Raw genomic sequence first — 12432 nt, forward strand, 5'->3', positions numbered from 1 at the left:
CTCCCGATGCGCGGTGCCTGGCCACACGCCTACCGTGAGGCCATCGGCGGGCACGCGGGCACAGGGTTCCGCGCCCAGGCCGTGAGGGAGGAAGACCATGACCACAGGAACGGCACGGCGCGTACTGGTGTGGAGTCTGGGCCTGGGTCTGGGCGTGGCGGCGGCAGGCGGGCCGGTGCGACTCGATCCAGGCGAGGAAGCCGGAGCCGCCACCAGCGCCGCGCGGGCACCGTACGCCATGGAGGTGGTGATCGAGGCCGGAGCGCGCGCACCCTGGCGGCCCCTGTCAGGTCAGTACCAGCTGTGGGTTCAGCTCGGCGAGGTCACGCTGGAGCTGCCGGACGGCCCGGCCACCGTCAGCACCGGGGAAACGCGCGTGGTTCCGGCAGGAGTGGAGTTCACGCTGTTCAACGGTGGTTCTGGCCCCGCGCGGGTGGTGGTGGGCATGACGGCCAGCCTGCCCGACCTCATGAAGTGATTTCGGCCTTCCACACCGCAAGGAGACACGGCCATGAACGACACGGCTCCAATCCTGGTCGTCGGCGCGACCGGAGACCTTGGTTTCAATATCTGTCAGCAGCTACGCCGGGCAGGACGCCCTGTGCGCGCGGTGGTGCGCCCGGCTTCCGCCCCACAGCAGGTTCAGGCGCTGCGCAATTCAGGCGCAGCGCTGGTACTCGCCGATCTGAAAGACCGGGCCTCGCTGACCCGGGCCTGCCAGGGAGTGCAGACGGTCATCACGACGGCGACCACCACCCTGCGCGACCAGGCCGCCGACTCCATCGAGGCGGTGGATCACCGGGGCGGCCTGAACCTCGTCACGGCGGCCCAGGGCGCGGGCGTGGAGCATGTTGTCTACGTGTCCTTTCCAGAGGCGGCGGACCTGTCGCCGCCCTCTCCCCTGTCGGTAGCCAAACGGAGTGTCGAGGCCGCGCTGCGGGAGAGTGGCATGGCCTATACCCTGCTGTGGCCCGCCGTGTTCATGGAGGTCTGGCTCAGCCCGGCCCTGGGTTTTGACCATGTGCACGGCACGGTCACGGTGCCCGGCGACGGCACGCGGCCCATCGGCTGGATCGGTCGAGAGGATGTGGCCCGCACGGCCGTCGCGTGCCTGGAGCGTCCGGAGCTGTGGAACGCGGCCCTGACCGTGGTGGCCGAGAACCTCGACATGAATGCCGTGGTGCGGCAGTTCGAGGCGATGGCCGGACGTCATTTCGCCATCCAGCGCGTTCCGGTCGAGGCGCTGGAAGCGCAGCGAACGGCCGCGAGCACGCCGCTGGAGCAGAGCTTCGCGGGCCTGATGCTCTCGCTCGCGCAGGGTTTCCCGCTGACGATCGATCCGCGCCTGACAGCCCTGGGTTCCTCGTTCCGGAAGGTGAGCGACCACGCCCGGCAAGTCATGCCGATTGCCGATGGTCACGCCAGCTTGACCCCGGTCTGAGCGGCATCGACTCCGCCGTAGGCTGGTGAGAGCCGTGTGCCCTGCCCAGCGCCCAAGCGTAAAGGAACTCCGTATGGGCACCCCCGTCGGGGGGGGCGTACGGTACACGCATGACGAAAAAGACCAAGGCAGCTCCCTCGAAAACTCCGGCGAAGGCGACCCGCGCCACCGACACCAGCGATGGCAAGAAGACCAGCGGCAAGGCCACGGGCGTCGCCCACGCCGACGCGGCGCACCTGAGCACCACCAACAACGCCCTGGTCGATCATGCGTACCTGACCGAGGCGCAGTTCGCGATCGTGGCCGAGACCTTGCAGCGCAACCTCGCCACGACCATCAGCCTGTACCTGAAGTTCAAGAAGTACCACTGGGACATCCGTGGCCGCTTCTTCCGCGACCTGCACCTCGCCTACGACGAGTTCATCGACGAGATCTTCCCCGGCATTGACGAGCAGGCCGAGCGGCTGGTGGCCCTGGGGGGTAGCCCGGTCGCCGCGCCCAGCGACATCGAGCGCTACAGCGTGGTGAAGGTACCGACCGAGACCGTGCGGGACGCCCGCGCCCAGGTGGCCGACCTGGTGCAGGATCTGACCCGCGTGGGCAAGGGCTACCGCGACGACAGCAACACCGTGAACGACGACGCCAAGGATCCGGCGACCAGCGACCTGTACAACGGGTACGCGCAGACCATCGACAAGATCCGCTGGATGCTCCAGGCGATCATGGACGACGACCGGATGAACTGACGCCCGCCCGAGAGGGACGAGCGGAGCGAGCAGGCGCAGGGCCACCGGGTCATTCCGGTGGCCTTTTTCTCTCCAGGTGAGGTGCCTATGCCCAGATTCGACTACACCCTCAACTACGCCCAGCTCGACCTGCGCGCGCAGCCGGAACTGTACCGGGTGGGCGTGGGCGAGCAGGGCGTTCTGCTGGTGCAGCCGTACAAGTCCGAGCTGCTGCCGCACTGGCGGTTCGCCACGCCGGACGCCGCGCGGGAGAGCAGCGAGACGATCCACACGATGTTCCTGGCCTACCTGAAAGCGGGGGAGTTCGTGGGGGCCGACATGGCGCGCAAGTTCCTGCAGATGGGCTTCACGCGCTCACGGCGGTACGCCAACCACAAGGGCGGGAAGAAGTACGCGGGGCCGGTACCGGCCGACAAGAAGGGTCAGAGCGGCGCGCACGGTCGCCCGGAACTGCCCCGCCAGCCGGAAGATCCAGTGAAGGCCGAGTCGGCCCGGATCTTCAAGGCGAAGTGGGACGAAGCCGAGGCGAACGAGGAATACAACCGGCTGAAGAAGGCGCACAAAGCCCGGTACGGCTGAGCGTCATCCCTGCGCGGCCCGCAGGAGGCCGTCCAGACCACGCGCGTAGCCGTCGTCGAGTCGCCCCCAGGTCAGCGGGAAGGGCTGGGTGCGGGTCACGTCGTTCGGCACCACGACCACGCGCATTCCGGCGGCGACGGCGGCGGTCGCGCCATTGAAGGAATCCTCCACCGCCACGCAGTCGGCCGCCGGCACGCCCAGACGCTCGGCGGCCAGCACGTACAGTTCCGGATCGGGTTTCACGCGGGCCACGTCGTCGCGGGTCGCGAGCGCGTCGAACAGCTCCAGCAGGGCATGCTGGTTCAGCCAGCGGGTCACCCAGGCCCGGTCGGAGCTGGTCGCCAGACCCAGCGCCATGCCGCGCGCCTTCACGTCCTCCAGCACGGCGCGCACGCCAGGGCGGACATCCTGCGCGGCAATGTCGGCGTGCAGGGTCTCACGCAGGCGGGCGTGCACGTTCTCGCGGTCGGCCTGCACGGCGTCCGGCAGGCCCGCCCACGGGTCGAACCCGCCCCAGGTGCCGATGCCGCGCTGCCAGTCGCTCAGGGCCAGTTCGCGGCCATGCTCGCGGTACAGCAGTTGCCAGTGCTGGAACTCACGGGATTCGGTGTCCAGGATGGTGCCGTCGAAGTCGAAGATCACGGCGCGCGGGAGAAAGGTCATGCGGGCAGTCTAGAGTCCGGCCGCGTTCCGCCCGCCTGCGGCAAGAACGTATGAACCCGGCGCCCTGGGCGTCCTCACCCGCCTCCCTTACCCTGGCCAGCATGGTCGACTGGGTGCAGAACCTGATGGACAGCCTGGGGTACCTGGGCATTGTGCTGCTGATGGTGCTGGAAAACCTGTTCCCACCCATTCCCAGCGAGCTGATCATGCCGTCGGCGGGCTTCGCGGCGTCGCGCGGAAAACTGAACTTGCCCCTGGTGATCGCGGCGGGCACGCTGGGCAGCGTTCTGGGCACCCTGCCGCTGTAATACGTGGGCCGCGCCTTCAACGAGGAGCGGCTGGTCGCGTGGGCCGACCGGCACGGAAAGTGGCTCACGGTAAGCGGGAAGGACATCCGCCGGGCCGACGACTGGTTCGACCGGCACGGGCCCCGCGCGGTGCTGTTCGGGCGGATGGTGCCCGGCCTCCGCTCGCTGCTGAGCCTCCCGGCGGGCATGAGCGGCATGCGGCTGCCGACCTTCGTGCTGTATTCCGCGCTCGGGTCGGCCGTGTGGGCGGCAGCCCTGGCGGGTGCCGGGTATGCACTGGGCGAGAATTACGACCGGGTCGAGCAGTACGTGGGGCCGGTCAGTCAGGTGATCGTGGGTCTGCTGGTCGTGGCGGGCGTGGTGTGGTTCGTGCGGCGTCGGCGGGCGCAGCAGGGACAGGCCGGCCGTTCCTGAGTGGATCCGACGGACGCCCGCTGCTCTCCCGTCCTCCTCAGTGCTCCAGCACCACATGAGGCAGCCGGCGATCCATCCACTTCGGCAGCCACCAGTTCCACCGGCCCGCCAGTTTCAGGAAGCTGGGCACCAGGATGAGTCTCACCAGGGTGGCGTCGAGCACCACGGCCACGGCGAGGCCCAGGCCGATGCTCATGCTGGCCACGACCCGCCCGAAGATGAATGCGGTGAAGACGATGAACATGATGATCGCGGCGCTGGTGATGATCCGCGCGGTGTGGCCCACCGCCTGCACGATGGCCTCGTCGTTGTCTCCGGAGCGCAGGTATTCCTCCTGCACGCGGGACAGCAGGAAGATCTCGTAGTCCATGCTCAGGCCGAACATCACGGCGAACAGCAGCACGGGCAGGGTGGCGTCGAGCACGCCCACGTCCTGTGGAAAGCCCAGAGCCTTTGCAAGAAAGCCGTCCTGCACGACCAGCGTGACCACACCCACGGCGGCGCCGACGGTCAGGGCGTTCATCAGGATGCTTTTCAGGGGGATCAGCAGCGAGCGGAAGGCGATCATCAGCAGCACGAAGGTGCCGATGAACACGGCGGCGATCACGGTGGGCAGGGTGGACGTGATGGCGCGGCTCCATTCCTGCCCGCCGATGGGTGCGCCGCCCAACCGGTAGGTGTACCCGCTGGCGTCCAGCGCGGCGCGGAGCATCGCCTCGAAGGCGGGAATCTGCTCGGCTTTCAGGGTATCGGTGGGAATGACGGTCACGCGCAGGTAGGTGCGGTCTGCGCTGAAGGAGCGCCGCGTGAGGGTATTCAGGGCCGCAATACCATCGGTGCCGGAGCCCCCGGTGCCGGCGAGATCCGCCGGGGTCACGAATGGGCTCAGGACGCCCTTCACGCCGGGCAGGGCGCGCAGGGTCTTCACCGTGGCCTGGAACTTCGCCCGATCCGGCGGTGTGTACCGCTGTCCCTTCAAATCGAGGATCACCTCAAACTGGCTCAGCAGGCCGCCCGCACCCAACTTACGCACATCAGCCAGGGCGTCGCGGCTTTCCAGGCCGGGCGTCAGGCCCCACGCGCCCGCGTAGCCGGTGCGCATGCCGAAGGCGGGCACGGCGAGCAGCAGCAGGAAGGCCGCGCCACCCAGCAGTCCCAGCCACGGCCGGGCCGTGACGCGCCGCGCGAAGGCCGTCCAGAAGGTGCTGGCCCCGCCGCCCTGCGCCCAGGGCACGGTCACGATGTGCGGGGCGTTCACGCGTTCGCCCAGGATCGTGAACAGGGCGGGCAGCGCAGTCAGGCTGGCCAGCACGGTCAGGAGCACGGCCAGCACCCCGCCGATGCCCAGCGAGCGGATCACCTCCACGGGCGGCACGATCAACCCGGCCATGGCAATGGCGACCGTGGAGCCGCTGAAGGCCACGCTGCGCCCGGCGGTCAGCACCGTGCGGTACGCGGCGGCGGCGCTGTCCCCAGCCCTTCCAGGCACGGCACTCCGCTCCGGCATTGCCGGGACAACACCGGCAGCGCCTCCACTGCGGCCACGCCGGATCGCGGATACTCGCTCCGCTCGGTCAGCTGCGCTGACGTCCGTCTTCAGTTCCTCCCTGAACCGGTTGACCATCAGCAGGGCGTAGTCGATGCCGGCGCCCAGGCCGAGCATGGTGATCACACTCTGCGCGAAGGTGCTGACCTCGGTCACGCGGGTCAGACCGTACAGGCCCGCCATGGCGACCGTGATGCTCAGCACGCCCACGACCAGGGGCAGGCCGGTGGCGACCAGCGCCCCGAACACCACCACCAGCAGCAGCGCGATCAGGGGCAGGGCGGTCAGTTCGCTGCGTTTGGTGTCGGATTCCGCGTAGCTGGTGAAGTCGTCGGCAATGGCCTGCCCGCCGGTCACGCGGATAGTCAGGGCCGGGCCCTTTACCGTGTTCACGTAGGCCCGCACGCGGGCCAGGGTGTCGGTCGCTCCGGCCAGCAGCGGGATCTGCGCCAGGGTCAGGGCCTCCACACCGTCTGCCGTGCGCGTCCCAAGGGTGCTGCCCGCCTGCGCGCGGATCACGCGCGTCACGCCGGGCACCTTTTCCAGGCCGGTCACGAAACGGTCGTACGCGGCCTGCCCCGCTGGCGTGGTCAGGGGCGGCGCGCTGCGCGTCAGGAGCAGCACGGTGTTGGTGTCCTTCTCGCCGAACTTGTCGCGCAGCAGGGCGGTCACGCGCGCGCTCTCGGTGTTCGTCAGGGTGCTGGGGCCGGCGCTCAGGGCACCGGGTGCGCGGGCGGCAAAGGGAATGCTGAGTAGCGCCGCCAGCGCCCACACCAGCAGCACCGCCCAGGGATGACGGGTGACGACTCGGGCCAGGGGTTGCACGCCTGGACTCTAGAGCAGAGGGACAGGAACACCGTAAGCGTCACCCAGGAGGGAGCCAGGGCAGCTCAGAACAGTTCGTCCAGCATGCAGTAGTACGCGATCTTCTCCAGGTCGACCCGCTCCCTCCCGTATAAGTCGAGCAGAACCTCGCCCCACTGGGCGCCCAGGTTGTACCGGGTGCTGCGCCACGCCAGGGCCAGGTCCGCATGACGGTCGGCGATGCCGGCGCGGCCCACGTCGATCACGCCCTCGATCTGTGCGGCGTTCAGGATGAAGTTCGGCAGGCAGGCGTCGCCGTGCGTGACGACCAGCTCCTCCGCGTGGGGGCGGGTGCGGACGAGTTCGTTGAAGACGCTGGTGGCGGTGCGGCCCGCTCTCTCCTCGTCGAAGTCCGTTTCGTCCACGGTGCCCGCCTGCACCTGCTCGCGGGCCAGACGCAGGGTCACGTCCAGCGTCATGCGAAACGGGCAGTCCCGGATCGGCAGGGCGTGCAGTTCCCGCAGGGCGCGGGCCAGCAGATCCACCACGCGCTCCGGGTGCAGGGTGGCGTCCGGGTCGCTCAGGGGAATGCCGGGCAGCCGTGTCATGGCGAGGTACTCGCGTTCGGGCGTGACCTCATAGCCCACGACCTGCGGCACGGGCACGCGGCCCTGGAAGTACCGCAGCCGCTCGCGTTCCTGTTGCAGGGTCGTGACCGGGGTGCCCGCACGCTCCTGCACCTTCACCACGTACTTCGTGCTGCGCCACACGCCTGCGCCGCTCTCGCCCAGCGTGACGCGCTCCCAGCGGGCGGCCGGAAGCACGCGGCGCAGCGGTTCGGGCAGGATCAGGACGTCACCCATCATCGCCCGAGGCTAGCGGGACGGGCGGCGCCACTCAAGCCGGGCCGACCGCAGGAGGGGCCGGGCCGCGTAGACTGTAGGGAATGAAGGTCGGACTGCTCGAATCACGCGCCGCGCGTTCCAACGCGTACTGGACGGCGCTCCTGAAAGATCTGGGCGTCGAGGTCGCGGCGCCCAGTGTCACGGACGCCGAGGCGCTCGACATCGGCCGCGAGAGCCTGCCGGGCGAGGCGCTGGGCGTGCAGCTCGCGCTGGGCCGGATTCTGGCCCTGGGCCGCGTGGACGCCGTGCTGGTGCCGCACCTTCCGGAAGTCAACGCGGACGCGTGGGGCGAGGCGTTCACGGACCTGCTGCCCCGCCGGATCAGCGGCCTGCCCACCCTGATCGACGTGCCCGACGGCGGCCCGGAGCTGGAGGGCGCGGCCGCCGAGATCGGCCTGCGGCTCACGCAGAGCGGCGGCGGTGTCCGGCGGGCCCTGGAACGCACCCGGCCCCTGGCCGCCGGTCCGCGTGAGGACATGCCGGTGCTCGCCCGCGCGTCGCGCGCCACGGTGGCCGTGATCGGCCCGCGCGCCCTGCTGGCCGAACCGCTGCTGTCGGGCGGCCTGCGGCCCGCACTGGAGGCGCTGGGCCTGCATCCGGTGTTCAGCCATGAGCTGCCCCTGGCCGACATCATGAAACGCGCCGAGCGCCTGGAGAATCCAGGCAAGATCGCGGGCGGGGAGCGCGAACTGTTCGGCGCGGCGTCCCTGTTGTCCGGGAAGAGCGCCGTGCGGGGACTCATCATGGCCGTGCCCGCGCGGGACGGTGCAGCGGGGGCCGCCCTCGACCGCCTCGCGCGGCGCATGCACAAGCCCACGCTGACGCTTCAGGTCGAGGCCGGACAGACGGCCTTCCCGGAACTCGAGGCCTTCCGCGACGCCATCACGCTGGGTGAGGAACAGCCCACCACCGGAGAGAACGCATGACCTTCTGGCGCTGGCTCACCACCCCAGACCCGGCTCCGGGCCTGACGAGCACCAAACTGCTGAAACTCGTGGTGCGCGTGGTGCTCTTCGCCGCCATCGCGACGCTGCTCAGCACCCTGCTGAGCCTCACACCGCTCAAACCCTACCTGAACACGTGGTGGGGCAGCCTGATCTTCATCCTGATCCTGTACGTACCGCTGGCCCGCTATATGACGATCGACACGCTGCCGCGCACGCGCAGCGCGGCGCCGAGCGCGAAGGCTGGAACGGGCACGGCCTCCAGCGCGCAGCGGCGCAAGGAACGCAACCGCTTCGCCGGGGTGAAGAAAGGCCCGCCCAAGTACGGTGGCCGCCGATAGCCTCCGGGCCTGGAGCACGGGCAGTGACCGACTGCTGGGTTCAGCCTTCCTCGAGCGGGTAGGTGCGGGCGGCGCGCAGGGCCAGGCCGATCAGGTACGCGTAGAACACCGCGACGCCCAGGAAGACCAGCCAGCCGGGAAAACTGCCGATATCGGCCAGCGAGAGGGCGTCCGGGAATTCCAGCACCCAGCCCTTGGGCTGATCCAGATCGAGTTTCGCCATCCACGCCAGCAGCACGGCCGCATAGATCCACAGGTAATTGCGGCTCAGACGCCAGCCCATGGCGTCGCTGCGGCTCATGGGACTGCGCGGGCGGGCCAGTTCGGCCAGCAGCAACTGGTGCCAGCCGGGGTCGACGTTGTCGCCCAGCATGGCCGGGTAGAAGAAGCGTTCCATGATCCGCACGCGGTGGTGCGCAATCTCGAAGGAGCGGAAGCGCCGGGCCTCCAGACGCAGGAAGAAGAAATTCATGAACATCGCGAACAGGAAGGTGGCGTGCGAGTTGTTCACGTCGCCCAGCGCGAAGCTCGCCAGACCGGCGGTGGTCACGACGGACCAGTTGGTGGTCATGTCGAGCCGCTGGCGGTACGCGGTCATCTTGCCGACCTCGGCGCGGTACAGGTGGATCAGGGCGTTCGCGCTGTTGGTGCTGTAACTGACTTCCGTCAGGCCACCCGGCATCAGGGCGCCGATGCCGCCGCCCGTGCCGGGCATCAGCGGCGCTCCCCGCGCCAGGATCTGCAGGCGGTCATGCGTTCAGGGTAGCGCCGATCGTATTCGCACAGCGTGACTCCAGCCGGGCTGGACAGCGCCAGTGCCCGCCGTCACTGCAGGAAGGGGTTGGTGCGGCGTTCCGCGCCGACGGTGGTGCGGGCACCGTGGCCGGGGTACACGGCGGTCTCTTCCGGCAGACCCAGGAGTTCGGCGGTGATCCCCGAGATCAGCTGCGGATGGTTCCCGCCGGGCAGGTCGGTGCGTCCGATGCTGCCCTGGAACAGCGTGTCGCCCGCCAGCACGAAGCCGTCCCCGATGAAGACCACGTGGCCGGGCGCGTGGCCGGGCAGTTCGCGGGCCCGCAGGGTGAGGTCGCCCGCCGTGAACGCCTGATCCTGCGTGATGTCGTGCTCCGGGTCTGCGGGCTGGACGAAGGGCAGGTTCCAGCGTGCGGCCGACGTGCCGCCGGCACGGTAGAGGCCCAGATCCGCCGGATGCAGCCACACGGGCACCCCGAGCGCCTCGCGTACGGCCTGCACCGCCCCGATGTGGTCGAAATGCGCGTGCGTGAGTAGAATGCCGTGCACAGTCACGCCCGAATCCTGCACCAGCGCGAGAATGCGCTCGGCGTCGTCGCCCGGATCGATCAGGAAGCCCTGTCCGGCCGCGTCCGCGACCAGCACCGCATTCTCCTGAAGGGGGCCGGTGGACTGCGGCCAGACGCGAACGGAACCATGGAGGTGGGGGGCAACCATGCTCGGAGTGTAGCGGGCCGGATCGGCGTTGCTCACGGAGAAGTGGGCAAGGCACCGCCCCCATTCCAGGTGAACGGGGGCGGGATCAGGCCGGTGGACTTCAGGTCTGGTCGTCGACCAGCGCCTCGGCAGCGGCGCGTTTCACACCCTGGGTGCCCTCACGCGCGGCACTGGCGCTGGAGTAGGTCTCGCTCACGCCGATGACCTGACCGTTGCTGGCCTTGAGGCTGAAGCGCAGGCCATCGTCGCTCATGGCGTAGCGGTCGTCGTTGGCGGCGTTCTGCTTGACCGAGGCGATGCCGTTCGTGGCCGCCGCCTTGGTGGTGTAGCGCTCGCTGGTCAGCACGATCTGCCCGTTCGCGGCGTGCAGGTTGAACATGAACTGATCACCGGACGCCTTGAGCACGAACTTTCCTGCCATGGTGAACCTCCAGGACGTGAAGTGTGGATCAGTTCACTCTATACCCTGGGTCTGCGGGCCCGGCAAGCCTTCAGGCGCGGGCGAAGGCCACGGCCGCCGCCACCTGCTCGTCGGTGGGGCGCACGCCGGTGTACAGGACAAACTGCTCGAGCGCCTGCAGGGCCACGACGTCCAGCCCCGTCACGACGGCCCGGCCCTGGGCGCGGGCCTCCACGATCAGGGGCGTCTCGCTGGGCAGGGCGACCACGTCGAACACGGTGCTGGCCAGCGCGATCTGGGCGGGCGTGAAGGCGGCGACGTGCTCGTCCGGGCCGCCCGCCATGCCGATCGGCGTGACGTTCACGAGCAGGTCACCGGCGTGGATGTCCGGCACGTCTGGCTGCCACGTCCAGCCGCAGCGGCCGGCGAGGTCACGCCCGGCCGTCTCGTTGCGGGCCACGAGGACTCCCGTCTTGAATCCCGCGTCCCGCAGGGCGCTCGCCACGGCCTTGCCCATGCCGCCACTGCCGCGCAGCACCACCCGCGCCTGCGGATCGAGGGCATGCCGCCCGATCAGCACCTGGATGGCGGTGTAATCCGTGTTGTAGGCCTTCAGGTGCCCATCGGTGTTCACGATGGTGTTCACGGAACCGATGGCCGCCGCCGAGGCGTCCAGTTCGTCCAGCAGCGGAATCACGGTCTCCTTGAAGGGCATGCTGACCGCGCAGCCCCGGATGCCCAGCGCACGCACACCCGCCACCACGCCCGCGATGTCACGCACGCCGAAGGCCTTGTACACGTAATCCAGGCCCAGCGCCGCATACAGATGGTTGTGGAAGCGCGAGCCGAAGGTACCCGGACGGGCCGCCACGCTCATGCACACGGTCGTGGCCCGCGTGATGTCGAGCTTGCTGGAACCGGTCACGCGCCCCCAAGCCCCAGCATCAGGTTCAGGTTCTGCACGGCCGCGCCGCCCGCTCCCTTGCCCAGGTTGTCCAGCCGTGCGGCCAGCACCACCCGCTCACTGTCCGCCGACGCGTACACGAACACCTCCAGGTCGTTCGTGCCGTTCAGGGTCTGCGGGTCGAGCAGCTCCGGGTTGTCCGAGCTGGCGACCACGCGCACGTAGGTCTGTCCGGCGTAATGGGCGCTCAGGGCGGCATGCAGCGCTCCCGGTGTGGTGCCCAGTTCCCGCAGGTGCAGGGGAATGGTCACGGTCATGCCCTGTGCCCACGCGCCCACGTTCGGCGTGAAGATCGGCGTGCGGGTCAGGCCGCCGTAGCGCATGGTTTCCGGGATGTGCTTGTGATTCAGGCCCAGGCCGTAGCTCAGGAACGCGCCGCGCATGGGGTGAGTCAGATCCTGCTCGTGCGCGTCCACCAGCGCCCGGCCGCCGCCCGTGTACCCGCTGTAGCCCTGAATGCTGACTGGAAAGTCCGCCGGCAGCAGGCCCGAGGCGGTCAGTGGAGCCAACAGGGCGATCGCTCCCGTGGCGTAGCAGCCGGGATTCGCCACGTGGCGCGCGTCCCGGATGCGTGCTGGCTGGTCGGCACTCAGTTCCGGGAACCCGAACACCCACGCCGGATCCACGCGGTGTGCCGTGCTGGCATCCAGCAGGCGCGCCGACGGCGCAGTCGTCAGGGCGACCGCCTCGCGCGCCGCGTCGTCGTGCAGGCACAGGATCGACACGTCCGCCGCGTTCAGCAGCTCTGCCCGCGCCGCGCTGTCCTTGCGCCGCGCCGGGTCAATGCTCAGCAGCTCGATATCCGTCCGGCCCGCCAGCCGCGAGCGGATCTGGAGGCCCGTGGTGCCCGCCTCACCGTCAATGAATACCCGTGGCCGCGACATGCCGCCACCATAACGCCCAGGTG

General features: G+C 69.5%; 14 protein-coding genes and 1 pseudogene. 7 read left to right on the forward strand and 8 right to left on the reverse strand.

Features of this window, described 5'->3' with window-relative positions; all coding sequences use genetic code 11:
* Nucleotides 1-97 precede the first annotated feature (97 nt).
* From E7T09_RS21090 to E7T09_RS21105, 4 genes are all read left to right on the forward strand, one after another.
* Nucleotides 98-478 carry a cupin domain-containing protein gene (locus E7T09_RS21090; RefSeq protein ID WP_136391177.1) on the forward strand — a complete coding sequence of 127 codons (381 nt, stop codon included), beginning with the start codon at nt 98-100 and terminating at the stop codon, nt 476-478.
* 33 nt (nt 479-511) lie between these two features.
* Entirely contained in the window at nt 512-1441 is a 930-nt protein-coding gene (locus tag E7T09_RS21095) for an SDR family oxidoreductase (protein ID WP_136391178.1), read from the forward strand.
* 110 nt (nt 1442-1551) lie between these two features.
* Nucleotides 1552-2187, forward strand: a complete 636-nt coding sequence (locus E7T09_RS21100) for a Dps family protein (protein WP_136391179.1) — start codon at nt 1552-1554, stop codon at nt 2185-2187.
* An 87-nt stretch (nt 2188-2274) separates the two neighbouring features.
* Nucleotides 2275-2766, forward strand: a complete 492-nt coding sequence (locus tag E7T09_RS21105; RefSeq protein WP_136391180.1) for a DUF4385 domain-containing protein — start codon at nt 2275-2277, stop codon at nt 2764-2766.
* Nucleotides 2767-2769: 3 nt separating this feature from the next.
* On the opposite strand, the gene E7T09_RS21110 is transcribed toward E7T09_RS21105, so the two are convergent.
* The gene (locus tag E7T09_RS21110) at nt 2770-3429 is read right to left on the reverse strand and encodes an HAD family hydrolase (protein ID WP_136391181.1); all 660 of its coding nucleotides are present in this window, start codon (nt 3427-3429) and stop codon (nt 2770-2772) included.
* A gap of 101 nt (nt 3430-3530) precedes the next feature.
* On the opposite strand from E7T09_RS21110, the pseudogene E7T09_RS21115 reads away from it, so the two are divergent.
* Nucleotides 3531-4151, forward strand: a pseudogene (locus E7T09_RS21115) (DedA family protein).
* Nucleotides 4152-4188: 37 nt separating this feature from the next.
* Here E7T09_RS21115 and E7T09_RS21120 read toward each other — a convergent pair.
* Nucleotides 4189-6522, reverse strand: a complete 2334-nt coding sequence (locus tag E7T09_RS21120) for an MMPL family transporter (RefSeq protein ID WP_136391182.1) — start codon at nt 6520-6522, stop codon at nt 4189-4191.
* Nucleotides 6523-6587: 65 nt separating this feature from the next.
* Complete coding sequence (locus E7T09_RS21125; protein ID WP_136391183.1) at nt 6588-7367, reverse strand: APH(3') family aminoglycoside O-phosphotransferase; 780 nt, start codon at nt 7365-7367, stop codon at nt 6588-6590.
* Between the two features lie 80 nt (nt 7368-7447).
* Between E7T09_RS21125 and E7T09_RS21130 the strand changes: the two genes are divergently transcribed.
* Nucleotides 7448-8332, forward strand: a complete 885-nt coding sequence (locus tag E7T09_RS21130; protein WP_136391184.1) for a hypothetical protein — start codon at nt 7448-7450, stop codon at nt 8330-8332.
* The gene (locus E7T09_RS21135; RefSeq protein ID WP_136391185.1) at nt 8329-8691 is read left to right on the forward strand and encodes a hypothetical protein; all 363 of its coding nucleotides are present in this window, start codon (nt 8329-8331) and stop codon (nt 8689-8691) included. Before E7T09_RS21130 ends, E7T09_RS21135 begins: the two co-directional genes overlap by 4 nt.
* A 40-nt stretch (nt 8692-8731) precedes the next feature.
* Here the strand turns inward: E7T09_RS21135 and E7T09_RS21140 are convergent, their stop codons facing one another.
* The 5 genes from E7T09_RS21140 to argC all read right to left on the reverse strand — a co-directional run bounded on the left by E7T09_RS21140 (nt 8732) and on the right by argC (nt 12409).
* The gene (locus E7T09_RS21140; RefSeq protein WP_136391186.1) at nt 8732-9406 is read right to left on the reverse strand and encodes a DUF2270 domain-containing protein; all 675 of its coding nucleotides are present in this window, start codon (nt 9404-9406) and stop codon (nt 8732-8734) included.
* A 110-nt stretch (nt 9407-9516) separates the two neighbouring features.
* Nucleotides 9517-10161, reverse strand: coding sequence for an MBL fold metallo-hydrolase (locus E7T09_RS21145; protein WP_136391187.1), 645 nt, complete (start codon nt 10159-10161; stop codon nt 9517-9519).
* 100 nt (nt 10162-10261) lie between these two features.
* Nucleotides 10262-10582, reverse strand: coding sequence for a YegP family protein (locus E7T09_RS21150; RefSeq protein WP_136391188.1), 321 nt, complete (start codon nt 10580-10582; stop codon nt 10262-10264).
* A 70-nt stretch (nt 10583-10652) separates the two neighbouring features.
* Complete coding sequence (locus tag E7T09_RS21155) at nt 10653-11486, reverse strand: shikimate 5-dehydrogenase (protein WP_240741925.1); 834 nt, start codon at nt 11484-11486, stop codon at nt 10653-10655.
* Nucleotides 11483-12409, reverse strand: a complete 927-nt coding sequence (gene argC, locus E7T09_RS21160; RefSeq protein ID WP_136391189.1) for an N-acetyl-gamma-glutamyl-phosphate reductase — start codon at nt 12407-12409, stop codon at nt 11483-11485. Before argC ends, E7T09_RS21155 begins: the two co-directional genes overlap by 4 nt.
* Nucleotides 12410-12432 lie beyond the last annotated feature (23 nt).

The organism is Deinococcus sp. KSM4-11, assembly GCF_004801415.1.
Taxonomy (GTDB): Bacteria; Deinococcota; Deinococci; order Deinococcales; family Deinococcaceae; genus Deinococcus.

Excerpts from the sequence above, each read along its gene's own strand:
- E7T09_RS21135 (WP_136391185.1), top strand. The coding sequence starts at position 8,329 with ATGACCTTCTGGCGCTGGCTCACCACCCCAGACCCGGCTCCGGGCCTG.
- E7T09_RS21125 (WP_136391183.1), bottom strand. The coding sequence starts at position 7,367 with ATGATGGGTGACGTCCTGATCCTGCCCGAACCGCTGCGCCGCGTGCTT.
- argC (WP_136391189.1), bottom strand. The coding sequence starts at position 12,409 with ATGTCGCGGCCACGGGTATTCATTGACGGTGAGGCGGGCACCACGGGC.
- E7T09_RS21100 (WP_136391179.1), top strand. The coding sequence starts at position 1,552 with ATGACGAAAAAGACCAAGGCAGCTCCCTCGAAAACTCCGGCGAAGGCG.
- E7T09_RS21140 (WP_136391186.1), bottom strand. The coding sequence starts at position 9,406 with ATGCCCGGCACGGGCGGCGGCATCGGCGCCCTGATGCCGGGTGGCCTG.
- E7T09_RS21095 (WP_136391178.1), top strand. The coding sequence starts at position 512 with ATGAACGACACGGCTCCAATCCTGGTCGTCGGCGCGACCGGAGACCTT.
- E7T09_RS21090 (WP_136391177.1), top strand. The coding sequence starts at position 98 with ATGACCACAGGAACGGCACGGCGCGTACTGGTGTGGAGTCTGGGCCTG.
- E7T09_RS21130 (WP_136391184.1), top strand. The coding sequence starts at position 7,448 with ATGAAGGTCGGACTGCTCGAATCACGCGCCGCGCGTTCCAACGCGTAC.
- E7T09_RS21105 (WP_136391180.1), top strand. The coding sequence starts at position 2,275 with ATGCCCAGATTCGACTACACCCTCAACTACGCCCAGCTCGACCTGCGC.
- E7T09_RS21110 (WP_136391181.1), bottom strand. The coding sequence starts at position 3,429 with ATGACCTTTCTCCCGCGCGCCGTGATCTTCGACTTCGACGGCACCATC.
- E7T09_RS21150 (WP_136391188.1), bottom strand. The coding sequence starts at position 10,582 with ATGGCAGGAAAGTTCGTGCTCAAGGCGTCCGGTGATCAGTTCATGTTC.
- E7T09_RS21145 (WP_136391187.1), bottom strand. The coding sequence starts at position 10,161 with ATGGTTGCCCCCCACCTCCATGGTTCCGTTCGCGTCTGGCCGCAGTCC.